The 23422-nt window shown below is 65.4% G+C and carries 20 protein-coding genes; 9 read left to right on the top strand and 11 right to left on the bottom strand.

All coding sequences use genetic code 11. From position 1 onward, the window contains the following. The first annotated feature begins 54 nt into the window (after positions 1-54). Positions 55-1347 (top strand): calcium-binding protein, encoded by a 1293-nt coding sequence (locus tag BMI01S_RS19930; protein ID WP_244884660.1) that lies wholly within the window; start codon positions 55-57, stop codon positions 1345-1347. A gap of 463 nt (positions 1348-1810) precedes the next feature. Next, on the top strand, positions 1811-2914 hold the full coding sequence (locus BMI01S_RS19925; protein WP_028209574.1) for an MraY family glycosyltransferase: 1104 nt from the start codon (positions 1811-1813) through the stop codon (positions 2912-2914). A gap of 26 nt (positions 2915-2940) precedes the next feature. Here BMI01S_RS19925 and BMI01S_RS19920 read toward each other — a convergent pair whose 3' ends face one another. Beyond that, entirely contained in the window at positions 2941-3633 is a 693-nt protein-coding gene (locus BMI01S_RS19920) for a pyridoxamine 5'-phosphate oxidase family protein (protein ID WP_036045421.1), read from the bottom strand. 313 nt (positions 3634-3946) lie between these two features. Between BMI01S_RS19920 and BMI01S_RS41985 the strand changes: the two genes are divergently transcribed. Continuing rightward, positions 3947-4402: a host attachment protein gene (locus tag BMI01S_RS41985; RefSeq protein ID WP_028231473.1), complete on the top strand. Its 456-nt coding sequence runs from the start codon at positions 3947-3949 to the stop codon at positions 4400-4402. A gap of 63 nt (positions 4403-4465) precedes the next feature. Here the strand turns inward: BMI01S_RS41985 and BMI01S_RS19910 are convergent, their stop codons facing one another. The 3 genes from BMI01S_RS19910 to rarD form a co-directional block, all read right to left on the bottom strand. Beyond that, on the bottom strand, positions 4466-5434 hold the full coding sequence (locus BMI01S_RS19910; RefSeq protein WP_028231472.1) for a quinone oxidoreductase family protein: 969 nt from the start codon (positions 5432-5434) through the stop codon (positions 4466-4468). A 278-nt stretch (positions 5435-5712) separates the two neighbouring features. Continuing rightward, complete coding sequence (locus BMI01S_RS19905) at positions 5713-6093, bottom strand: DUF5594 family protein (protein WP_028231471.1); 381 nt, start codon at positions 6091-6093, stop codon at positions 5713-5715. A gap of 154 nt (positions 6094-6247) precedes the next feature. Then, the gene (gene rarD, locus BMI01S_RS19900) at positions 6248-7135 is read right to left on the bottom strand and encodes an EamA family transporter RarD (RefSeq protein ID WP_028231470.1); all 888 of its coding nucleotides are present in this window, start codon (positions 7133-7135) and stop codon (positions 6248-6250) included. A gap of 325 nt (positions 7136-7460) precedes the next feature. On the opposite strand from rarD, the gene BMI01S_RS19895 reads away from it, so the two are divergent. After that, on the top strand, positions 7461-8249 hold the full coding sequence (locus BMI01S_RS19895; RefSeq protein WP_028231469.1) for a sulfite exporter TauE/SafE family protein: 789 nt from the start codon (positions 7461-7463) through the stop codon (positions 8247-8249). A gap of 63 nt (positions 8250-8312) precedes the next feature. Here the strand turns inward: BMI01S_RS19895 and BMI01S_RS19890 are convergent, their stop codons facing one another. Both BMI01S_RS19890 and BMI01S_RS19885 read right to left on the bottom strand, forming a co-directional pair. Further along, positions 8313-8573 carry a hypothetical protein gene (locus BMI01S_RS19890; RefSeq protein WP_028209568.1) on the bottom strand — a complete coding sequence of 87 codons (261 nt, stop codon included), beginning with the start codon at positions 8571-8573 and terminating at the stop codon, positions 8313-8315. Positions 8574-8892: 319 nt separating this feature from the next. Next, positions 8893-9246: a BON domain-containing protein gene (locus BMI01S_RS19885; RefSeq protein ID WP_028231468.1), complete on the bottom strand. Its 354-nt coding sequence runs from the start codon at positions 9244-9246 to the stop codon at positions 8893-8895. Positions 9247-9831: 585 nt separating this feature from the next. On the opposite strand from BMI01S_RS19885, the gene BMI01S_RS19880 reads away from it, so the two are divergent. From BMI01S_RS19880 to BMI01S_RS19865, 4 genes are all read left to right on the top strand, one after another. After that, entirely contained in the window at positions 9832-11301 is a 1470-nt protein-coding gene (locus BMI01S_RS19880; RefSeq protein ID WP_028231467.1) for a TAXI family TRAP transporter solute-binding subunit, read from the top strand. A gap of 364 nt (positions 11302-11665) precedes the next feature. Further along, the gene (gene iscB, locus BMI01S_RS19875) at positions 11666-13078 is read left to right on the top strand and encodes an RNA-guided endonuclease IscB (RefSeq protein ID WP_028231466.1); all 1413 of its coding nucleotides are present in this window, start codon (positions 11666-11668) and stop codon (positions 13076-13078) included. After that, positions 13075-13728, top strand: a complete 654-nt coding sequence (locus tag BMI01S_RS19870) for a 2-hydroxychromene-2-carboxylate isomerase (protein WP_028231465.1) — start codon at positions 13075-13077, stop codon at positions 13726-13728. The genes iscB and BMI01S_RS19870 overlap by 4 nt, the downstream gene beginning before the upstream one ends. 152 nt (positions 13729-13880) lie before the next feature. Continuing rightward, positions 13881-14873, top strand: coding sequence for a LysR family transcriptional regulator (locus BMI01S_RS19865; protein ID WP_028231464.1), 993 nt, complete (start codon positions 13881-13883; stop codon positions 14871-14873). 38 nt (positions 14874-14911) lie between these two features. On the opposite strand, the gene BMI01S_RS19860 is transcribed toward BMI01S_RS19865, so the two are convergent. The 4 genes from BMI01S_RS19860 to xdhA all read right to left on the bottom strand — a co-directional run bounded on the left by BMI01S_RS19860 (position 14912) and on the right by xdhA (position 19872). Continuing rightward, positions 14912-15178 (bottom strand): AbrB/MazE/SpoVT family DNA-binding domain-containing protein, encoded by a 267-nt coding sequence (locus BMI01S_RS19860; RefSeq protein ID WP_042290274.1) that lies wholly within the window; start codon positions 15176-15178, stop codon positions 14912-14914. A 172-nt stretch (positions 15179-15350) separates the two neighbouring features. Beyond that, entirely contained in the window at positions 15351-15941 is a 591-nt protein-coding gene (xdhC, locus tag BMI01S_RS19855) for a xanthine dehydrogenase accessory protein XdhC (RefSeq protein WP_042290271.1), read from the bottom strand. Continuing rightward, positions 15938-18310: a xanthine dehydrogenase molybdopterin binding subunit gene (gene xdhB, locus BMI01S_RS19850; RefSeq protein WP_028231462.1), complete on the bottom strand. Its 2373-nt coding sequence runs from the start codon at positions 18308-18310 to the stop codon at positions 15938-15940. The genes xdhC and xdhB overlap by 4 nt, the downstream gene beginning before the upstream one ends. A 20-nt stretch (positions 18311-18330) precedes the next feature. Then, positions 18331-19872 (bottom strand): xanthine dehydrogenase small subunit, encoded by a 1542-nt coding sequence (gene xdhA / locus BMI01S_RS19845; protein WP_028231461.1) that lies wholly within the window; start codon positions 19870-19872, stop codon positions 18331-18333. Between the two features lie 456 nt (positions 19873-20328). Here xdhA and BMI01S_RS19840 point away from each other — a divergent pair, with 456 nt between their 5' ends. After that, entirely contained in the window at positions 20329-21573 is a 1245-nt protein-coding gene (locus BMI01S_RS19840; RefSeq protein ID WP_042290269.1) for an MFS transporter, read from the top strand. Between the two features lie 645 nt (positions 21574-22218). Here the strand turns inward: BMI01S_RS19840 and BMI01S_RS19835 are convergent. Continuing rightward, entirely contained in the window at positions 22219-23352 is a 1134-nt protein-coding gene (locus tag BMI01S_RS19835; protein ID WP_028231460.1) for an RNA-guided endonuclease InsQ/TnpB family protein, read from the bottom strand. Positions 23353-23422: the final 70 nt, after the last annotated feature.

Below are 23422 nucleotides of genomic sequence, written 5' to 3'. Positions count from 1 at the left end.
GGCTCGCATGACTCACGATATGCGCGCCTCGCCACGGCATACAGGCGGCTTGGCATGCACGCTGCTGAAGGCCTCATTACGGGCCTCTGCGCGCTCGCATGCGTAACGCCGGCGCGGGCAGGCAATGCGGTACAGGCGATGCCCGTAGACGCCTTTCTGGACACGCTCGCGGTCAACACGCACGTGAATTATACGGACGGCGCCTATGCAAACGTGCGTAACGTCGGCGACGATTTGGCATGGCTCGGCATCCGCTATGTTCGCGACGCGTCGCCGGGCAGCGGCGCAGCGCCGTTGTCGAGCTATGTCTATCTCGCGCAGCGCGGTGTCAAGTTCAACTTCCTGATGCACGAGAACATCACGCAGTCGATTGAAGAGGTGACGCGCCTGAACACCGCCGTACCCGGCAGCGTCGCGGCCGTCGAGGGCTTCAACGAGATCAACAACTGGCCGGTCAGCTACCACGGCCTGACGGGCATCGCCGCCGGACTCGCCGCGCAGCGCGAGGTCTACACGCGCATACACGACACGCAGGGGTTCGCGGGCGTGCCCGTCTACGATCTCACCGGCTTCGAACCCAAGCAGGTCGAATCACGCGTGAACTCCGCCGACTATGCGAATCAGCACGTCTACCCGCAGAACGGCGAACAGCCCACCTACGAAGCGAACGGCGACACGTGGATGGGCAATGCCATCAACGGGCTCAAGAAATACCAGTTGCCGCTCGTGATCACCGAATTCGGCTACTTCTCATCGCCTCAAGCGGGCTGGTACATGCTCGGCGTCGACGAGCCGACCCAAGCGAAAGGTGTGCTCAACGGCTACATGGACGCTGCGGCGGCAGGCGTGAAACGGACCTACGTCTACGAACTGCTGGACGAAAAGCCCGATCCGCAAAACAAGAACGACGGGATGCACTACGGACTCTTTCGCAACGACAACAGCCCGAAGCTCGTGGCCTACGCAATTCGCAATCTCACGACCATCCTGAACACCAGCACGGTGCAACGCACAAGAGTTGCCGCGACCGGTGCGCTCACTTACACGCTGTCGGGCATGCCGGTGTCGGCCAACAGCTTGCTGTTGCGAAAGAAGGACGGCCGCTTCGTACTGGTGCTGTGGAACGAAACGCGAATCTGGGACCGCGCGAAAGGAACTCCGCTCAGCAGTCCGCCGGCAGAAGTGGAGGTCGATTTTGGAACGACGGCTAGCCGCGTCGACCTCTACGATCCGAATGTGTCAGAAGCGCCGATCGCGAGTCATCGCGACGTACGTAAAATCAGCGTGTCCGTACCCGACCACCCGCTGCTGCTGGAAGTGACACCCGGTGCCCCGCCGCGCTTATGACCCTGGCTGACAGCTTTAGCGTTTTGCAGTTTGGCGCATCGCGCTGAAGCTGCTCCTACTCAACGAGACCGAAGGCGGTCATGAGCTTCACGCGCGCGATTTCTGCGGAAGCGCACCCGCGATTGCGTCGGCGACCACGCTGGCTTGGGTGTAGGCAAAGAGCAGCATCGACACGAGCGCGCGCGTAGCGTCGTTCGCGGGACGCGCTGTGCGTTCGGCGTGTCCCTAGCCTTGGGGCATCGGCAATGATTGGCCTGCACGCGCGGGAAAATGGATTGATGCAGGAGTTGTCTCTTGGATTGGATGCTCGGCCTGGGATTGGCCGGCCCTGACCCCGCCCCGTCGGCGCGCTAAGCGTCGAAAACCCGCATCGCGCACGGCGGCAGCCACCCGGGCGTCGAAAGCGGCGCCCCGCCGCCTTTGTATAATCGCGCATTCCACTTTCCGGTCGCGCGTTCCTTTCATGCTCAGTTTTGCCCTAGGCTTCCTCGTTTCGTTGCTGGTCACGCTGCTGATCGTGCGCTACGCGCATCTGCATGAAAGGTTCTCCGTCGACTCGGATCTCGCCGGCGTGCAGAAATTCCACGTGCGGCCCGTGCCGCGCATCGGCGGAACGGGCATTCTCGCGGGGCTCATCGTGGCTGCCGCGCAACTTCACGGCGCATATCCGGCGGTCTCGGGCGGCATCCTCGGCATCGCCGCGTGCGGGCTGCCCGCGTTCGGCTCGGGGCTCGTCGAAGATCTCACCAAGCGTGTCTCGCCGCTCGCGCGCCTTCTCTGCACGATGGCCGCCGCCGCGCTCGCGTTCTGGTTCCTCGGCATCGCGGTCACGCGCATCAGCGTGCCGCCGCTCGACTTTCTCCTCTCCTACGCGGCGATTTCCTTCGTCGTCACCGTGCTCGCGGTCGCGGCGCTCGCCAACGCGGTCAATATCATCGACGGCTTCAACGGCCTCGCCTCGATGGTCGCGTTCATGATGTTCGCCTCGCTCGCCTACGTGGCCTTCCAGGTGCACGACCCGGTGGTGCTCTCGGCGTCGTTCATCATGATGGGCGCGGTGCTGGGCTTCTTCATGTGGAATTTCCCCGCTGGCCTGATCTTCCTCGGCGACGGCGGCGCGTATTTCATCGGCTTCATGCTCGCAGAACTGTCGATCCTGCTCGTCATGCGCAACCGGGACGTGTCGGCGTGGTATCCGGTGCTGCTCTTCATGTATCCGATCTTCGAGACCTGTTTCTCGATCTACCGGAAGAAGTTCGTGCGCGGCATGTCGCCGGGCATTCCCGACGGCGTGCACCTGCACATGCTCGTCTACAAGCGGCTCATGCGCTGGGTCGTGGGCGCGCGCAACGCACGCGAGCTCACGCGCCGCAATTCGCTCACCTCGCCGTATCTGTGGCTGCTCTGCCTGATCGCCGTGATTCCCGCCACGCTGTTCTGGCGGCACACGCTGCATCTGTTCTGCTTCGTCGTGGTGTTCGCGCTCACCTACGTGTGGCTCTACGTGAGCATCGTGCGTTTTCGCTCGCCCAAGTGGCTCGTGGTGCGCAGGACGCGCCGGCACTGAGCCGCGTCACCCGCGCAACGACCCGTTCACGCCGACGCGCCCGCGCTCAGCCGCGCGACTTGCGCCTCCAGCTCGCGCACGCGTTCCTCGCGCTTCGCCGCCGCCTCCTCCAGTTCCCGAATGCGCGCCTCGCGCGCGTCCAACGCCGCCTTCACGTCCGCCGCCTCGAAACGCTGGGGAATGTGCTGCGGGCAATTCATGTCCCACGCATCGACCGTGAAGACGATCGCCCGCGCCGCGCGCGCCTTGTAGCCCGCCGGCATGAGCGCTTCGATGAGCGCCGGGTCTTCCGCTGCATCCACCACGCGCGCACGGCCCCAGAGCTTCACGCGCCGGCGCCGCGCATAGTCGATCAGAAACAGATGCGCCTGTGGGTTGTCGGTCAGATTGCCGAGCGTGATGTATTGCTGGTTGCCGATGAAATCGGCGAACGCAATGGTGTGCTCGTCAACCACGTGCAGGAAACCCGCCGGGCCGCCGCGATGCTGAATGTACGGCTGCGCTTGCGCGTTCGCGGTGCCGAGAAAGATGCTGGTCTGCGCGCCGATGAACGCCTCGATCTCCGGCGTGATCGCCACGCCCCAGCCGCGCTCGCGCTCCATGCGGGCATAGAGCTCGCGCGATCCGAGACGCTCCTGCATCGCCTTGACCGTGGGCGTGAAAGCAATGTCGCTGGGATATCGATGGACGGGCTCGGTATTCGGGGCGCTCGGGCTCATCTCAAACTCCTTCGCCGCAGGCTGTGGGGTTGATGGACGGTTCCGCAAGCGTAGGGCCTTCCAGCGCAGAAGAGAATCCGCCGCCGATGAGAAGCGTCCTCCCGAATTCCGGGAGAATAGTCGGCTGTCGGGCACGCGGCTCGCCGTCCCGGCGCTTTCACCACGCGAAAACGCCAAAAGGCGCACGAGCCCGGTTACACCCGGCGCCCCATGGAGCGCGAAGCGCGCTACCCTACGTGTTCACGCCGCGTGGCGCGAGTTCACTCAACCGCCCGGGGCCGCCTGCGCCGGGCGTCATGGCAGGGAGTCGAACATGTCGAAAACGATCTGGATTGTCGTCGCCAACCGTGCTACCGCGCGCATCTTCGCCGCCGAAAGCCCGCTCGGCGGCATCGACGAAGTGGAGACGCTGCTGCATCTGCAAGGCCGCATGCCGGACGGGAGCCTCGTGACCGACAAGCCGGGGCGCACCACCGAACGCGTCGGGTTCGCCCGCAGCGCGACCGATCCCGACACCACCCAGCACGAACACGAAGCCACGGTGTTCGCCGCGGAAATCGCGACGACGCTCGCGAAGGCGCGCAACGACGCCCGCTACGGCACACTCGTGCTCGCCGCGCCGCCCGCGTTCCTGGGCGCGCTGCGCAAGGCGATCGACGCGCAAACGCGCAGTCTCGTCACGCTCGAACTCGACAAGGATCTCGCGGCGCTCGACGCACGCGAACTGCGCGCGCGCTTGCCCGAGCGGCTCCTGCGCGCCGAGGCGTGACGGTTCTGGCAAAGGCTTAGGGTGGGCTCGAACCGCGGGCTGGGCATGCGGTTCGTCCGGCGCTCACGTCATGTCGATCACGACGCGCCCCTGGGTGCCGGCCGCGACCGCCTCGTAGGCTTCGCGCGCCCGGGCAAGCGGAAAGTGCGCGGCCACGACGGGCGCCTCGAACTGGCCCGCTTCGAACGCTTCGGCTATCGCGCGCATCAGCGTCGCCGATTCGGCCACGCCGAGCTTCGCGCTGTCGGCGCCGAGAAGCTGTGTCTCGTTGTGATAGAAGTCGATCAGATCGAACTCCACGCGCCGGTTGCCGGTCGCGCTGATCTCCACCACGCGGCCACGACGCTTCGCAAGCGAGAGCGCGAGTTCGAAGGCGACGCCGCCCACGGCGTCGTAGACCACATCCGCGCCTGAGCCGCCCGTCAGTTCGCGCACTCGCTGGGCGGCGCGCTCGTCCATCTCCACGAAAGCGTCGATGAGGCGCGCGGCCGGTGAATCCGCGAGCGGCGCCGCGCGGCCCACACCGATCACGCGCGCGCCACGCGCCTTCGCGATCTGCGTGACCGCGCCGCCCACGCCGCCCGACACCCCGATCACGGCAATCGTCTCGCCCTCGGTGAGGCGCGCGTAATCGACGGTGCCCAGCCACGCCACCACGAAGTTCACGCCGATCGACGCGGCCTGCGCATGGGAGAGGCCCGAAGGCTTGCGCGCGAGCGCGGCCACGGGCAATTCGACGAACTCGGCGTGCGTGCCGTCGCGCGTGAAGCCGATGTCACCGCCCGTGCCCCAGACCTCGGCGCCCAGCCAGGCTTGCGGACCCGCCACCACCACGCCGCTGAAGTCGCGACCCGGCACGCGCGGCGGCACCGTGTGCTCGAAATGGCCCGAGACGTTCTTCACGTCGCTCGGATTGACCGAGGCGCTCAGGATCTGCACTAGCGCGCTTTCCGCGCCGGGCGCGGGCGTGGGCAGATCGACGTATTCGAGCACCTCGGGCTCGCCGAAGGTCTTGAACTGGATGGCCTTCATGGGGGGACTCCGTGGATTCGGGCGCGCGCGCATCCCGGGTAACAGGCGTCAGCGCATGGAACGGAAGTCTAGCTTGCATGGCATCCCGGGGGTATGCGCGCTAGGCCATACTCGGACTGCGGCGCCGATCGCAATGAATCCCTTCAATCAGCGCTGAACCGCGCCACCCTAGGGACCTGAAATACACGCCAATCATGACAGGACGAGCGGGCCGCATGATTGACGAGACAAATGCTGTGAACAGCGTCACGCCAGCACCACCAACGATCATCGCTCGATCACCCCTCGAAATCGAGCCCGCCGATGAGCACCTCCGGCTCGCCCTGGGTGCGCGAAGCAAAATCGACGGGACGCGCCGACTCCCACGACGCCATCTTGCGCACCGTCGCTTCGAGGTAGTGTTCGAAGCGCGCTTCGCCGCCGGGCCCCATGAGGCTCTCGATCTCGTCGATGTCCCACGTGAGCGAGACATTCAGCGGATAGACATACCGATGACGGTGCTCGTTCGCGAGGCCGCGCATACGCACGCGCGTGGGCTGACGGTGCCCGGCGCCCGGCACGACATCGACGTGCACGGACGGGCCGAACTGTTGCGCCAGCTTCGCCGCGATGCGCGGTGCGAATTCTTCCTCGAATCGGCGAACGGCTTCGATGCTCATGCGCTAGGCACTCCAGAGAGGATTGGCCAGGGTGACGGGGCTGCCGGCGGCGATGGACTTCACGCAATTCGATCGCGCCGATCCCGCGCACCGTCCCGGGATGCTACCGCGCCGTCAGCGCATCAGCCAACGCCTCGAGGCGCATGCAACGGGCTCACGCCGCCCGGCGCTCCCGCGCGGCCACGAGGCTGCGCACGCCTTCGAGCGAATAGACGCCGAGTGCGGCCCAGATCGCGCCATAGCCCACGGCATTCACCGCACCGAACGGCTCCCCGTAGATGAGCACGCCGGTGAGCAGTTGCAGCGTGGGCGTGACGTACTGGATGAGGCCGAGCATCGATAGCGGAATGCGCCGCGCCGCCGCGCCGAAGAGCAGCAGCGGGATGGCCGTGATTGGGCCGGAGGCCGCGAGCAGCAGCTGCAGCCCGCGCGGCGCGTGCGTGAAATGGCTTGCGCCCGCGAGGCCCACGATCGTCAGATAGACGATCGCGACGGGAAAAAGCAGCACGGTTTCGAGCGCGAGGCCTTCGAGCGCGCCTAGCTTCGCGGTCTTGCGCAAGAGCCCATAGCCGCCGAAGGTCACGGCGAGTGCGAGGCTGATCCAGGGCGGCGCGCCGTTTTGCCAGGTGAGCCACGCGACGCCCGCGGTGGCCAGCGCCACAGCCGCCCATTGCAGCGCGCGCAGCCGCTCGCGTAGAAACACATAGCCGAACAGCACGTTGATGAGCGGATTGATGAAGTAGCCGAGGCTCGCCTCGACGATGTGCCCCGCATTGACGGCCCAGATATAGATGCCCCAGTTGGCCGAAAGCAGCACGGCGCTCGCCACGAAACGCCCGAGCAGGCGCCGGTCGCGCAGCGTGGGTCCGAGCCAGCGCCAGTGTCGGCGCACGACGAGCACGGCGATCACGAACACGAGCGACCACGCCATGCGGTGGGCGAGCATTTCGAGCGCGGGAATCTGGTGCAGCGTCTTGAAATAGATGGGGAAGAGCCCCCAAACGGCGAAGGCAGCGAACGCGTAGAGGATGCCGGGATTCATATTGGTTCTGTTGATGGCGCACGAGCGCGAGCCGCACGCCGGCGCCGCACTGAAGGCCCGCGACTCGCCAGTCCTTCGCGCGAAGGCAGTCGAAAGGCGGCCGCGCTGCGCCGGCTCTTGCCGGAGTTCTTGCCGGGTTTTTGCCGGGTTTTTGCTTTACCCAGCGCCTGGGCGCCGGTTTTGCGACAATAGCGGATTTTCGCCGCCAGCCTTGCCCGTTGTCCAGCCTGACGCAACGCTTACAGCGCGCGCTGGCCGCTAGCGCGGACAGCGCCGAAATCCCTAACGTCCACTGAAGCCTCCCGAACCGGCCTCCTCGCACGCGATGTCCTTCCCCCATATCGATCTGCTGTATTCGCTGTCCGGCCTGTTCGTCGGCTTTCTGGTCGGCTTGACCGGCGTGGGCGGCGGCTCGCTGATGACGCCGATCCTCGTCCTGCTCTTCAACGTGCACCCCGCCACCGCAGTCGGCACGGACCTGCTGTACGCGGCCGCGACCAAGTCGGCGGGCACGCTCGTGCATGGGCTCAAGGGGTCGGTGGACTGGCGCGTCACGCTGCGGCTCGCGGCCGGCAGCGTGCCCGCCGCGACGATCACGCTGATCCTGCTGCATCGCTTCGGCATGGACACGCCGCGCGCGGGGCATCTGATCCAGGCCGTGCTGGGCGTGGCGCTGCTCATCACGGCCGTCGCGCTCATCTTCCGCCCGCAACTCGCGGCATTCGCCTCGCACCATCGCCACGCGCCGGGGGAGGCGCGCACGTTGTTCCTCACCATCCTGACTGGCGCAGTGCTCGGCGCGCTCGTCTCGCTCACCTCGGTGGGCGCGGGCGCCATCGGCGTGACGGTGCTGCTGCTGCTCTACCCAACACTGCCGACGCTGCGCATCGTCGGCTCCGATGTGGCGCACGCGGTGCCGCTCACGCTGCTCGCGGGCGCGGGCCACTGGCTGCTCGGCTCGATCGACTGGCAGATGCTGCTCTCGCTGCTATGCGGGTCGCTGCCGGGCATCGTGATCGGCAGCCTGCTTTCTTCGAAAGCACCCGAAAAGCTCCTGCGCGTGCTGCTCGCCGCGACGCTCACGCTGGTGGGCGTGCGGCTCGTGCTTTCCTGAGCAGGGGGCACATCGGCCACGTCGGCGACGTCAAGTCCGCCGATTCCCGGCGCGCCGGCACTCTCAGGCGTGGGGCGCCTGGCGAAAGAACTTCCCGTTGAGATCGACTTCGAACTCGCGCAGCCACTGGCCGCGCGCGTCGATGCGGTACGCCTGCGCCCAGGCGCCGCGCCGCACGATCAGGACGTCGCCATGCTCCGGGTCGTTCGGATCGGCTTCGCCATGAATGTCGAACTGCATGGGCGCGAAGCCGTGCCGCGCACAGGCCAGTTCGAAGGCCGCCCGGTCGACGAGCGGCAAGTCGGTATAGGTATGAATGGTCATGGCGATTTCCTGCTTTCGGCGAAGAGGCCGCGCTCGACCTCGGGAAAAGCGCGCGATAACCACGGTATACCCCGAACTGCGGGAAAACTGTGTGTCACGCCACACGGGATGGGGGCGATGCAACATCGAGGACTCGCATATCGCCCGCGAGCTGGCGGCATCAGTGGGCCACGCAAGTTGGATGCCGGCGGGCCGCCGCCAGCCAGTCACCCGCCACGCGTGCAAAAAGGAAGCCCCGGCCTCGGCAGCCGGGGCTTCCTTTTTCTGCCTTGTCCTGCTGCTGTGCCGCTGGCACCCCTGCGCGGGACGCCCTCAGCGCTTATTGCTGCTTGACCGTCAGCTTGTTCGTCACGGACGTCACGCCCGTCACGCCTTTCGCGACTTCGCCTGCCTTGTCGATCTGACCCTGATCCGGCACCGTGCCGCTCAGCGTCACGGCACCGCCGTGTGAGCGGACATGGATATCCGAAACGTCGATCCCCTTGGTCTTCGAAAGCGCCTTGCGCACCGCGTAACCCAGCTTTTGATCGGCCTTCTTGGCCGACGGCGCCGGAGCGGCCGAGGTCGTGGCGGCGGGGGCGCTCGCCGACTCGTCCTGTGCATAGGACGCGCTGCAAGCCACCGTCAGGCAGAGTGCCGCGCCCAGCGTCTTCAGAATAGCGACCGATTTCATGTTTTCTCCTTGTGTCTTCGCGTTGTTGCCGGTTGTTTCACTGGTTGTTTCCGGGCTTCTGCCTGGAAATAGGACCGCCTTCCCCGCCGGCGGACGGCTCGAGTGCCGCCCGTCAGCCATGGTCCGACGGCTTCGTTACGACCACCGATGGCAGCGCCAGGCGCAATGCGCGCGTGCAAGCGCCGCCAGGGTCTGGACGCGATGCGAGAGGCAAGGATGAAGGACACAGAACGGCGCGTGAACGATGCGGGCTTCTTCACGCGATTTAATGATTGCGCCCACCGGGACGGGTCTACGCCCGTTTCCTGCTTGTCATGCAGGGTGGCTCGCGCCGCGCCCGAAGCCCTTTCGGTGCGCCGCCGCAAGCCTCACGCGAGCAAGCGAGACACAATTTAGCCTGGCCGCGCCACAAGCGCAAAGACTTTAGCGCAGGCGCCCGTTGTGTGTGCGCAGTGTGTTGGGCGAGGCACGGCGCATGCCGCCGCAACGTCGATTCTCATGTACCATCGGCGCACGTAGGCCGCGCGATGCGCGCCATCACCCAACCCGGACCCACCCCGAACCACCCAAGGCCGCTCCACCCCGATGAAGTCCCCCACCGGCCGCAAACCTCGTCCCCGTCTCGTCGCGCGCTTCGTGGCGATCTCGTGGCGCGACTTGGCCGTCACGTTCGGCCCCATCCTGCTCGTGAGCGCGGCGGCCATCTGGCTCGCGGTGCGCCTCATCCAGCCCGCGCCGCCCAACACGCTCACCATGAGCGCCGGCCCCAAGGGCAGCACGTACTGGAACGCCGCCCAGAAGTACAAGGAAATCCTCGCGCGCAACAAGATCGCGCTGACCGTGCTCGAATCGGAAGGCTCGCTGCAGAACCTGCATCGGGTGGCTGATCCGGACGCGCACGTCGACGTTGCGTTCGTGCAGGACGGCCTCGCGAGCAAGGTGCCCGACGGTCTCGTCTCGCTCGGCAGCGTGGCCTACGTGCCGCTCGTCGTGTTCTACCACGGCCCCGTCGCCACGCGGCTCTCGCAGTTCGCGGGCCAGCGGCTCGCCATCGGCGCGGAAGGCAGCGGCACGCGCGAGCTGGCGCTCACCCTGCTGAAGGCGAACGGCATCGAGCCGGGCGGCTCAACGAAGCTTCTGCCGCTCTCCGGCGAGGACGCCGCGCGCGCGCTCGTGGAAGGCAAGACCGACGTCGCCTTTCTGGCAGGCGACTCCGCGCAGCCGCCGGTGATGGGCCGCCTCATGCGCACGCCTGGCGTGCGCTTTTTCGACTTCACGCAGGCCGACGCCTACGCGCGCCGCTTCCCCTACCTCACGGCCATCACGATTCCGATGGGCGCGTTCGACTTCGGCCGCAATCTGCCTCCCGAGCCGCTGCAGTTCATCGCGCCCACGGCCGAGCTGGTGGCGCGCGACTCGCTGCATCCGGCGCTCTCGGACCTCCTTATCGAAGCGGCCAAGGAAGTACACGGCCGTTCGACGCTGCTGCAGCGCGCGGGCGAGTTCCCTTCGCCGCGCGCCCAGGACTTCCCGATTAGCGCCGACGCCGCGCGCTATTACAAGTCGGGCAAGAGCTTCCTGTACCGCGTGCTGCCGTTCTGGGTCGCGAGCCTAGCCGACCGGCTCGTCGTGTTGCTGGTGCCGATCATCGTCGTGCTGATTCCCGGCATGCGGATCGTGCCGTCGCTCTACGCCTGGCGGGTAAAATCGCGCATCTACCGCTGGTACGGCTCGCTCATCGCGCTCGAGCGCGCGGCCATGGCCGACATCTCGCCAGCCGAGCGGCAAGCGCTGCTGCGCCGGCTCGACTCCATCGAAGAGTCGGTGAACGGCATGAAAATGCCGCTAGCGTACGCCGAGCAGTTCTACGTCCTGCGCGAGCACATCGGCTTCGTGCGCGCGCGGCTCGCGGAGGCGCGCGATACGCGGGCCGCCGATCGCGCCAAAGGGGAAGCGGCGCAGGAAGGCGAAAGCCAGGAAGCGGACACAGCAGGCAACGAGGCGAGCCATGCAGAAGAAAGCGGCGGCAACGACACAGGCGAGCGCACGCACTAGCGCCGCCGCACGAATTTTGAACCAGTTGCGCGCTAGAGCGGAGGAACAGTGTCAAACACCCCGGCCTGAAGGCCGGAGCTTGTGAAGTCATTCACTAGCTCGAGTTTGAACAGACCGAGCACCGCAAGGCGCTACGTTGTGTAGAAGCGAGCAGACCCACCGCCGGATGCTTCCTCAGTCCGGTGCAACTGGAAGTCGCAGCAGCAGACAAGCCCCGGGTAGGCACGAAACGGGCTGCGACCGGTGAGGCAACTCACCACCTGCTACACAACATGGTCGAGGGGAGCGGCGCCGCAAGGCGTCCGTCACAAGGCCCGTAAGGGCTGACAGCCGGAAAGACGGCCTGGATTAACAAGGAGCCGCAATGTCGGTGTTCGTGCTGGACAAACAAGGCAGTCCATTGATGCCGTGTAGCGAGAAGCGCGCGAGGTTGTTGCTCGCGCGTAGCCGCGCACGCGTACATCGTGTCATGCCCTTTGTCATTCGGCTCGTCGACCGCCACCGCGACTCGTGCGCAACCCAGCCCCTGCGCCTGAAGCTCGATCCGGGTAGCAAGACCACAGGCATGGCGCTGGTGCGTGACAGTGAAGTCGTCGTAGCCGATAGCGGAGAGATCCAGCGCGGCGCGGCAGTGCTCAATCTTTTCGAACTGGTACATCGCGGCCGGCAAATCAGTGAAGCGCTGAGCGCGCGGCGCGCGATGCGCCGTCGCCGGCGCAGCAGCCTGCGGTATCGCGCCCCGCGCTTTCTGAACCGCACGAGAAAGACCGGTTGGCTCCCGCCGTCATTGCAGCATCGGGTCGACTCAACGATGGCATGGGTGCGGCGCATACAGCGCTGGGCGCCGGTGACGGCGCTCTCAAGCGAGCTGGTGCGTTTCGACATGCAGGCGCTCGAGAATCCGGAGATATCCGGCATCGAGTATCAGCAGGGCACGCTCGCTGGCTACGAGGTACGCGAGTATCTGCTCGAGAAGTGGTGTCGTCAGTGTGCATACTGCGACAAGACCGATGTGCCATTGCAAGTTGAGCACATCGTGGCAAAAGCCCGCGGTGGCTCAACCCGCATGAGCAACCTGACGCTGGCGTGCCGCTGCTGCAACAAGGCCAAGGCAGCCTTGCCGGTCGAGGTGTTTCTGGCGAAGGATCCCAAGCGCCTGGCGCGCATCTTGGCGCAGGCGAAGCGCCCACTCAAGGATGCGGCAGCCGTCAACGTGACGCGCTGGGCATTGGCCAATGCACTTCGAGCCACTGGTCTGCCTGTAGAATTTGCCTCCGGCGGCCGGACAAAGTTCAACCGGGCGATGCTCAGCGTGCCGAAGACGCACGCGCTCGATGCGGCCTGCGTCGGCGAGCTCGCCCATATCGTCGCCTGGCAAAAACCGACGCTGGCGGTGAAGTGCTCCGGGCGCGGCAGCTATCAGCGCACGCGCCTGGACAAGTATGGTTTTCCGCGCGGCTATCTGACGCGCGAGAAGCAGCATTTCGGGTTTCAGACCGGTGATCTGGTGCGTGCGTCGGTGCCCACCGGAAAGAAGGCCGGTACTTATGTGGGGCGCGTGGCGGTGCGGGCCTCGGGCAGCTTCAACATTCAGGGGGCTGGCGGCGTGGTGCAGGGCGTTGCACACCGTCATTGCCGATTCGTTCAGCGTAGTGATGGCTACGCGTACTCAAGGATAGCCACTCCAGAAGGAGTCGCGGGAACAGGGACCGCTTCGCCGCGGTCCGCGCTATCCCTCCCCGGCCTGAAGGCCGAGGTTTCTCGCGCAATCGGATGATCAACGGCATCGACGCCAACCAGCCAACCTGGTTCTACGACTTCGCATCGCCGTTTTCGTATTTGTTGCTGGAGCAGCACGACAAGTGGCCCGGCTTCGACTTCGTGCCGACGCCGGTATTGCTCTCCGAGCTGTACCGCCACTGGGGCCAGCCGCTCAGCTCTGCGATCCCGGCCAAACGCGTCTTCACCTACCGGCACGCGCTCTTTCGCGCCGAGCAGCTCGGCATACCGTTCAAGATGCCGCCCGCGCACCCGTTCGACTCGATCAAGCCGATGCTGCTCGCCATCGCGGCCGGAGGCGACCTCGCGTGCGTGCGCGAGATCTTCCGCTTCATCTGGCGCGAGGGGCGCGACCCGTCGACCGAAGAGGGCTTCGAGCAGCTTTGCGACCGCGTGGGCATCGCGCACGGCGAGTCGCTGATCGAAGAAGAAGCCGTGCGCGCGCAATTGCGCCGCAACACCAATGACGCGATCGCGATGGGCGTGTTCGGCGTGCCGACGTTCTGGATGAACAAGCAGCTCTTCTGGGGCGAGGACGCGTTGCCCATGGTGCTCTACTGCGCTCGCTCGCCGAACTGGCTCGATTCCCGCGAAGTCAGGCGCATCACGGCGTTGCCTTCGGGACTCGCAAAGGGCGCAGCGGAGTAACGGAGTAGCGGAGTGACGGGCAGCGCGCCCGTCTGATTCCCGGCATGCCGCGCGCCCTATGGCGGCGGCGCGCGAGCCGGCTTATGGTTATGGCTGAATCCGTGCGCGCTTTCGTGTCGATGCGCGCACGCGTCTTTGCCCGCCACGACTCCATGGACGACGATACCGCCCTCTCCCTCGACATCTGGCTGGTGCGCGTGCTGCGCACGCTGCTGGTGGAGCGCAGCGTCACGCAGGCCGCGTTGCGCCTGAACCAGACGCAGCCCGCCATCAGCACGGCGCTGCGCCGGCTGCGCGAAATCCTGGGCGACCCGATACTCGTGCGCGGCAAGGCCGGCATGGTGCCGACCGAGTACGGCGAGTCGCTGCTGCAACACGCGCAGCGCGTGCTGCGCGATGTCGAGTTCGTGGCTACGCCGCACGGCGATTTCGACCCGGCGCGCTCGAAGCGCACCTTTCGCCTCGCCGCCCCCGACTATCTCAACGACTTCTTCATGCCGACGCTCATCGCGCGCTTTCGCGAGACGGCGCCCGCGGCGCGGCTGGAAATTCTCTCGCTCTCGCCGACGCTCGATCACCACGGCGCCCTGGACGCAGGCGAGCTCGACATCGTGATCGGCAACTGGCCGAAGCCCGAAGCGCGTTTCACGCGCAGCGACCTGTTCTCGGACAAGGTGGTATGCATGATGCGCGCGGATCATCCGCTCGCGCGCCGCGAGCTCACGCGCGAGGCTTATCTCGCCGCACCGCATCTCGCGCCTACGCCGTACACGGGCGCACACGCGAGCGCGATCGATCTGGGCTTCGCGAAGGCAAAAGCCGAGCGTCGCATCGTCGCGACGCTGCCCTACTTCGGGCTCGTACCGCAGGTGCTGATGCAGTCGGATCTGATCTTCACGACGACGCGGCGCTTCGCGCAGCATTACGCGAAGCTGTTGCCCATTGCCGTGATCGATACGCCGTTCGCGTTCCCGCGCATTCGCTGCTACCAGATGTGGCATCCGCAGCCGGACAGGCCCAGCGATGTGGGATGGCTGCGGGCGTTGATCGATGAAGTGTCGCAGAGGTTGACGGCCGAGCGCGAAAGAAAGCGCCCGGGAGCGAACAGGGCCGCACGCGCGGCTGGCGACGAGGCGCCTCACTGAACGAGGCGCCGGTCTCGCTTCTCGTCCTGCCGCGTTTTTTATCGGCTCGCGCCGTGATGACTTGTTGAGATCGTCCCCCGCCCGGCGACGACCCGGTTCATGTCGTCGATCGAGACCGGTCTCGCGGGCTTCTTCACGATGCCTTTGAGCGACGCAAGCGAGAGCGTGGCCGGAAAGATCTCATAGCGCCCCGTCGCCTCATTGAAACTGAACTCGATCCGGTCTCCCGCCTGGAGGCCAAGCTGGTCGCGCACGTCTACCGGGATCGTGACCTGGCCCTTCGAAGTGATCGTTGCTGCAGTCATAAAGGCACCTCCGAGACGCCTTTACTCTAACGTAAGGCAAACGGAAATGCCAAGGCTAACCGTCGACGCCCCATGCCGCCAACGAGACGCGATATCGGCAAGCGTCTATCGCCGGAATCAGTTTCGGCAACGGCTTGCAGATGCAGCGCAACACGGCCGCGCATGCTTGCGCTCAGCCTCCTTCGAGCGCAACCGTTTTCACAACGGCCGGCCGCTGCGCCACCCGCATCTGCATGAGCTGCGCGGCCACGGCCACCGCGATTGACGAAGGCGCCTTATCGACGATGCCCGCCACGCCGATCGGACAGGTCATCTCGCCAAGCTGCTCCGCGGCGATGCCTCGATCAAGAAGCCGCCGCTCGAACTTCACGCGCTTCGTTTTGGAGCCGATCAGCCCGAACCATGCGAAATCGCGCCGGCGCATGATACGCTCGGTCAGCTCGAAATCGAGCGCGTGATTGTGCGTCATCACGAGGAAGTACGCGCCCGCCGGCGCCTCGTCGACGATCGCGGCCGGCGTGTCCGTGGCCTCGATCTGGACGTTGGCGGGCACTTCGTCGGGGAACAGCTCGTCGCGCTCGTCCACCCACTGCACGACGCACGGCAGCATGCCGAGCAGCGTGACGAGCGCGTGGCCCACGTGTCCTGCGCCGAACAGCACGATATGCATGGGCCCGTAGTGCGGCACGGGCGTGCTGCGGCGTCCGATGACCACACGCCCGGTTTCGTCGACGCGCACACAATGTTCAGGATGACGATTCATGGTTCGAAACTCCGCGCCTCACGCCGCACCGCGCGCACGCCCTTCAGGATCTCCTCGGCGGTGGCAGGCGCATTCATCGGCGGATTGAACCGGTAGTCGGCCACGCTCGCCACGGCGTCGCGAATCGCGAAGAACACCGAGAACGGCAGCAGGAGCGGCGGCTCGCCCACGGCCTTGGAGCGATGGATGCTGTCTTCCGCGTTGCGGTTCTTGAAGAGCTTCACGTTGAATTCGGCGGGCGTGTCGTTCACGGTCGGGATCTTGTAGGTGGAGGGCGCATGCGTCATCAGCTTGCCGTCCGCGTTCCACCAGAGTTCTTCCGTGGTGAGCCAGCCCATGCCCTGAATGAAACCGCCTTCCACCTGGCCCACGTCGAGCGCGGGGTTCAGCGAAGCGCCCACGTCGTGCAGGGCGTCGGCGCGCAGCACGCGCATTTCGCCGGTGAGCGTGTCGATCACGACTTCCGACACCGCCGCGCCATACGAGTAGTAGTAGAACGGCCTCCCGCGCAGCGATGCCTGATCCCAGTACAGCTTGGGCGTGGCGTAGAAGCCGTCCGACCAGAGCTGCACGCGCGCGAGATACGCCTTCGAAACCAGCGTTTCGAACGGCACGATCTCCTCGCCCACGATCACGCAGTCGTTTGCGAACTGCACGTCGGCGGCATTGACTTCGCCCTTGCCCCACGTGGTCGCCGCGAGCGCGGCGAGGCGCTCGCGCAGCTGGCGCGCGGCGTCCTGCGCGGCCTTGCCGTTCAAGTCGCTGCCCGTCGAGGCCGCCGTGGCCGAAGTGTTGGCGACCTTGCTCGTATCGGTGGCGGTGACGCGCACGCGGCCGAACTCAATGCCGAGCTCGTTCGCCACGACCTGCGCGACCTTCGTGTTGAGGCCTTGGCCCATCTCGGTGCCGCCGTGGTTCACGAGCACCGAGCCGTCGGTGTAGATGTGAACGAGCGCGCCCGCCTGGTTGAAGTGCGTGACGTTGAACGCAATGCCGAACTTGACCGGCGTGAGCGCGATGCCCTTCTTGAGCACCTCGTTGTTCGCGTTGAACTCGCGGATCGCCGCACGCCTTGCGCGGTAACCGCTCGTTTCGACGAGCTCGTCGATCAGCTCGTGGATGACGTTGTCCTCGATGACCTGGCCATAGGGCGTCTCGTTGTTGTGCGTCTTGCCGTAGATGTTGCGGCGGCGCACGTCGAGCGAGTCGAGGCCGAGCGAGCGCGCGACATCGTCCATGATGTATTCGATCGCGAACGCGCCCTGCGGGCCGCCAAAGCCGCGAAACGCCGTATTCGACTGCGTGTTGGTCTTGCCGCAGAAACCGGAAATCGATACGTCGGGCAGCCAGTAGGCGTTGTCGAAGTGGCAGAGGGCGCGCGTCATCACCGGGCCGGAAAGATCTGCGGAAAAGCCGCAGCGCGAAGTCATGTCGACCGATACGCCTTCGATCGTGCCCGCGTCGTCGTAGCCTACTTCGTAGGTGTAATGGAAGTCGTGGCGCTTGCCCGTCACCATCATGTCGTCGTCGCGGTCGGGGCGCAGTTTCACGGGGCAAAGCAGCTTCCATGCGGCGAGCGCGGCGCAGCAGGCAAAGAGCCCCGACTGCGATTCCTTGCCGCCAAAACCGCCGCCCATGCGGCGGCACTCCACCAGCACGTTGTGCGAGGCGACGCCCAGCACGTGCGCGACGAGGTGCTGCATTTCGCTCGGATGCTGCGTGGAGCACCACACGTGCATGCCGTCGTCGTCCTTCGGCACCGCGTACGCGATCTGCCCTTCGAGATAGAACTGCTCCTGCCCGCCGAGCAGCATCTCGCCCTCGTGGCGATGCGCGGCGCGTGCGGCACGCGCGGACGCCTCGCCGCGCGCGAGCTTCATCGGCGGCAGCACGGATTGCCCGGCGGCGCGCGCCTGCTGCGCCGTGAGCACCGCGGGCAGCTCTTCGTAGCGCACCTCGGCGCGGCGCGCAGCGAGGCGCGCCGTGTCGTGCGAAGCCGCCACCACGATGAACATCGGCTGGCCGACGTACTGCACGACGCCATCGGCGAGAACCGGATCGTCGTGGATGATCGGGCCGCAATCGTTCACGCCGGGAATGTCGTCGGCCGTGAGCACGGCCACCACGCCCGGCGTGGCACGCACTTTCGCGAGATCCATCGAGACGATGCGCGCATGAGCCTTCTGCGAGAGACCGAGCGCGGCGTGCAGCGTGCCTGCCACGAGCGGAATGTCGTCGGTGTACGTGGCGCGCCCGCTCACATGCAGATGGGCGGATTCGTGCGGACGCGAGACGTGCACCTGCGTGAACGACTCGACGGGGTCGTGCGCTTTCAGTTCGTCCAGGAACGGTTCGGCTTGCTGGTTCATTGTTTCGTTCTCCGAATATCTCAGGCCGGTTCTGCCGTCACGTTGCGCACATTGAGCGCCTGTGGCGCGAGCGGATCGTGCGCACGCGTTTCGAGCCAGAAGCGGTACAGCGTGTTCTTTGCGGCTTCGAGGCGGTACTCGCTCGTCGCGCGCATGTCGGAAAGCGGCGCGTAGTCGTCGCCTAGCGCGATCATCGCGGCCTGTACCGTCGCCTCGTGCCATTGCGCGCCGGCGAGCACGGCCTCCGCGTGGCTCGCGCGCTTCGGCGTCGCGGCCATGCCGCCGAACGCGATGCGCGGCTCGCGGATCACGTCGCCATCGGCGATCCAGGCGAACGCGGCGCACACGGCCGAGATGTCCGAATCAAAGCGCTTCGAAATCTTGTAGGTGCGAAACCGCAGGTTCGCGCGCGCGCCGGTGCGCGTGGGCACCTTCAGCGTCAGCACGAATTCGTGCTCCGCCATGTCCTTCTTCTGGTACGCCTGATAAAGGTCTTCGAGCGGCATTTCGCGCTCGATCTCGCCGCCGCGCAGCACCACGCGCGCACCGAGCGCGATGAGACCAGGCATCGAGTCGCCGATGGGCGAGCCGTTCGCCACGTTGCCGCCGATCGTGCCCGCGTTGCGGATCGGCAGCGAGGCGAAGCGCAGCCACATCTCCTCGAGTTCGGGGTAATGCTTCGCGAGCTCGGCATAGCCGCGCTCGACCGTCGCGCCCGCGCCGATCTCGATCCACGCGTCGCTCACCTTGACGTCGCGCATCGCATCGATCTGGCCCACATAGACGACGTCGCCCAGCTCCCGCATCTGCTTCGTGACCCACAGGCCGATGTCGGTGCTGCCCGCGAGAATGCGCGTGCTCGGGCGCTCGGCCTTGATCGCGGCGAGCGCCTCGACGGTGCGCGGCGCATCGTAGCGCTGGCCGCGGTGCTCGTAGTGGAACGTGTCCTTGCGTTGGAGCGTCGCGAGCGTCTGCGTGAGCGCCTTCACGTCGACGGGCTGTTTTGGCGCATCCATCTGGAACATCCGCTCGGCGGCGTCGAGGATCGGCCGGTAGCCGGTGCAGCGGCACAGGTTGCCCGTGAGCGCGTTGGCGATCTCGTCGCGCGAAGGCGCGCTGCACGCGCCCTTGCCCGCGCAGCCGCCCTTGCCGGCCTGGCCACCGTGCTCGTGGCCATACTTCTCGTAGAGCGCCCACATCGACATCACGAAGCCCGGCGTGCAAAAGCCGCATTGCGAGCCGTGGCAGTCGACCATGGCCTGCTGCACGGGATGCAGCGAGCCGTCGGGCTGGCGCAGGTCTTCGACGGTGAAGAGCGCCTTGCCGTCGAGCGTCGGCAGGAACTGGATGCAGGCGTTGACGGCCTTGAAGCTCACGCCGCCCGCTTCGTCGCGTTCGCCCACCACGACGGTGCAGGCGCCGCAATCGCCTTCGGCGCAGCCTTCCTTGGTGCCGGTGCAGCGCGCGTCTTCGCGCAGATATTGAAGAACGGTGCGCGTGACGCCCGCGTCGCTGACTTCGCGGATGGCGTTGCGGTGATAGAAGCGGATCGGCTGACTCATGGGTTCTGGCTCGTCGTTGGCTGCGGCTCGCAAAAGGCGTGTGCCGCTCGAGTGGACGCTTCGAAAACTATCACTGCCAATATTGGCAACCCATAGCTAGGGGAGCATGGGGGATATATCGCTGGATCGATAAATCCGTGCGCTGCGATGACGCCGCACTTATGTTCGGATGGCTCGATTGCGCGGTTTTCTGGTGGATGTGCGAGTAGCGGACACGGTCGATTGACGTCGCCCTCGGCACGAACGGTCGGACACAGAGACAGAATCTGCACGAATTGCGGCCAACGTCCCGTGATGTCGCGGCATCTTCGAAGGGTAGCGTCCGCCAGGCAGCGCACTGGCTCAGCGCGAAACAAGCGCGCTCCGCGTATCCGCAACGCTTGTCCATTTCTGCACGAGAACCGGTTCCATGGGACAATCACGCCTTTCCCGCCGTTCGCTATCCGCATTTTCCCCATGTCTGCCGATTTGGCGCCCCCGCGCAACGCCGCATCGACGACCCTGCAGATCATCCCGGTCGTCTTTTTCACCTTCCTCTGCTACCTGACGATCGGCATCCCCCTCGCCGTCCTGCCGGGCTTTGTGCACAACGATCTCGGTTTCAGCACCGTGGTGGCGGGCGCGGCGATCAGCGTGCAGTACATCGCCACGCTCTGCTCGCGCGCGCTCGCGGGCCGCTCGGCGGATACGCTCGGTCCCAAGAAAACCGTGACGATCGGCCTGACGATCTGCGGCGCGAGCGGCGTGCTGCTGCTGCTCGGCACGCTCGTCGATCACTGGCCCGGCCTCGCGCTCGCACTGCTCGTCGTGAGCCGCCTGCTGCTCGGGTGCGGCGAGAGCCTGTGCGGCACGGGCGCGATTCTCTGGGGCATCGGCCGCGTGGGGACCGCGCACAACGCGAAGGTCATCTCGTGGAACGGCATCGCCACGTACGGCGCGCTCGCGATCGGTGCGCCGCTCGGCGTGGAGATGGGGCGTTTCCTCGGCTACTGGGCACTCGGCGTTTCGGTCATCGCGCTGGCCGCGCTCGGCTTCTGGCTCGCGCGCCCGATCGCGCCGGTGCCGCTCGTACACGGCGAGCGCATGTCGTACCGCAGCGTGTTCACGCGCGTGCTGCCGCACGGCATTGGCCTCGCGCTCGGCTCGGCGGGCTTCGGCTCCATCGCCACCTTCGTCACGCTGTTCTACGCGGCGCGCCACTGGCCCAACGCGGCGTTCACCCTCACGGTGTTCGGCGTGATGTTCATCGGCGCGCGCCTCCTGTTCGCGAACACGATCAAACGCTTCGGCGGTTTCCGCGTCGCCATCGCCTCGTTCTCGTTCGAGTGCGCAGGCTTGCTGCTGCTCTGGCTCGCGCCCACGCCGCAAATCGCGCTCGCGGGCGCGGCGCTCACCGGCTTCGGCTTTGCGCTCGTGTTTCCGGCGCTCGGCGTCGAGGCGGTCGGGCTCGTGCCGCCCGCGAGCCGCGGCGCGGCGCTCTCGGCCTACTCGGTGTTCCTCGATCTCTCGCTCGGCATTACCGGACCGCTCGCGGGCTATGTCGCAAATCTGTTCGGGTATGGCTCGGTCTTTCTCTTCGCCGCGATCGCGGCAGCGTCCGCCGTGGCGCTTTCGGTTTCGCTCCATCGCAAGAGCCTGCGCGCGCGAAGCGCAGGCACCGCGCAAGGCACGGCCGCATCCCCCGCCCAACACGGCGAATAAAGCAACCGCATGCAGCAGGGGCGGCTCGCGGCTGCCGGGATACGCTTTAGTTCTCTTGAAAGCGCTATCGAAGAACGGACGGGAATGCATATTAAATAACATTCAAGCCATTGCCATGTCATGCACAATCATTCTTTTGCATGACATGGAAATTCACGCGCGCTGATTGCCGGCTTGCAAATCAGGTCTAATTCGCGAAGTGCAATGGCTCACCATCCTATGAAATTTACTGCATACCCGTTGCGATTCGCACGTGCACGCCCCGCAGCAACGTGTGAGAGCCGGCATGAATCGGGCGAACCCGCTATCCGGAATGGCGCCCAATTGAATATGCGATATGCACAGTCGCATTCGTCAATCTGTTGTGCGTCTTGAGAATTATTGAATCTTTTACAACGGCGCAATGCTGACATTTGCTGGGACAACATTGTAATTCTCACAAACTGCCAATATGATTTTTACTGGATTACCGAGGTTCCGCTTTCGAGGTTCATTGGCGAGAGCGAGGCCATAGGCCGCTTCTTCAGGCACTTCCGCCAGCAGTAGCAGTGCGCATTCAACCGATATGCATACGAGGCTAGACTTGACATCCCCCTCCCTGAAGGGAGGGCATTCCCACTTCGCAGAATGCAACCCGACATCACCTCAAAGAGACATGGGATTTACGCTTTCTCCATGGGCTGACACCGCCAGTCCGGCGGCCAAAACATTGCGCGCAGCGTTGATGTCGCGGTCGTGGATCGACCCGCATTCCGGGCACGTCCAGCTGCGGACGGATAGCGGCATCTTCGCCGCCGTATGCCCGCAGTCTGAGCACAGCTTGCTGGACGGATACCAGCGATCGATGCGGACCAACGTACGCCCGTACCACTGCGCCTTGTATTTCAATTGCCTGAGGAACTCAGACCAGCTTGCATCGCTGATCGACTTCGCCAAGCGGCTGTTCTTCTGCATGTTCTTGACGGCAAGACTTTCGATGACGATCACTTGGTTTTCGTTTATCAGCCGGGTCGAAAGTTTGTGCAGAAAGTCTCTGCGGGCATCCACTATCTTCGCATGCATGCGTGCAACCTTTAGCTTTGCCTTGTTGCGATTGGCCGAGCCTTTCTGCTTCTTCGCGAGCCTGCGTTGCAGCTTCGCGAGTTTCTTCTCGCTCTTGCGGAACGCGTTCGGTGCTCCGATCTTTTCGCCCGTCGATAGGATTGCAAAGTGCGTCAGGCCCAAGTCGACGCCAACCTTCGCGTCGACTTCGGATTTTGGGCACACAACATCTTTGCAAAGCATCGATACGTGGTATCGACCTGCGGCGTCTTTCGACACTATGCAGGTCGTTACCTTGCACCCCTTGGGGATGGTTCGTGACCAGCGGATCGCCAGCGGCTCTCTCATTTTCGCCAGCGTCAACGCTTTGCCATCCCATTTAAAGGCGCTCGTCGTGTACTCGGCCGACTGCATGCCATCTTTACAACGGAAGTTCGGGTACTTGGCGCGCTTGGCGAAGAAATTAGCGAATGCGGTTTGCAGGTGCCGGAGCGCCTGTTGCACCGGAACCGAACTGACTTCGTTTAGCCACGCATACTCGGGCGTCTTCTTAAGTGCCGTGAGCGCAGCGGAGGTCTCGTGATAGCCGATGCGCTCCTGACGCTGATACCACGCGTCAGTACGAAACTGGAGCATGTGGTTATAGGCGAAACGGGCGCAACCAAACGTCCGGGCAAGAACCATTTTCTGCTCGGGCGTCGGGTAAAACCGGAAGCGGTAGGCGCGTTTAATTTCCACGCGTCACATAATATCACGTGGTTGTGTGTGCACCCATCCTCGGAAAAGCGGGCTTCGCCCGCGCTCCTTT

It is taken from the genome of Paraburkholderia mimosarum LMG 23256 = NBRC 106338 (genome assembly GCF_000739815.1).
Lineage (GTDB): Bacteria > Pseudomonadota > Gammaproteobacteria > Burkholderiales > Burkholderiaceae > Paraburkholderia > Paraburkholderia mimosarum.
Note: the sequence above shows the minus strand (reverse complement) of the source record. Positions and strands in the feature narration are given on the sequence as shown.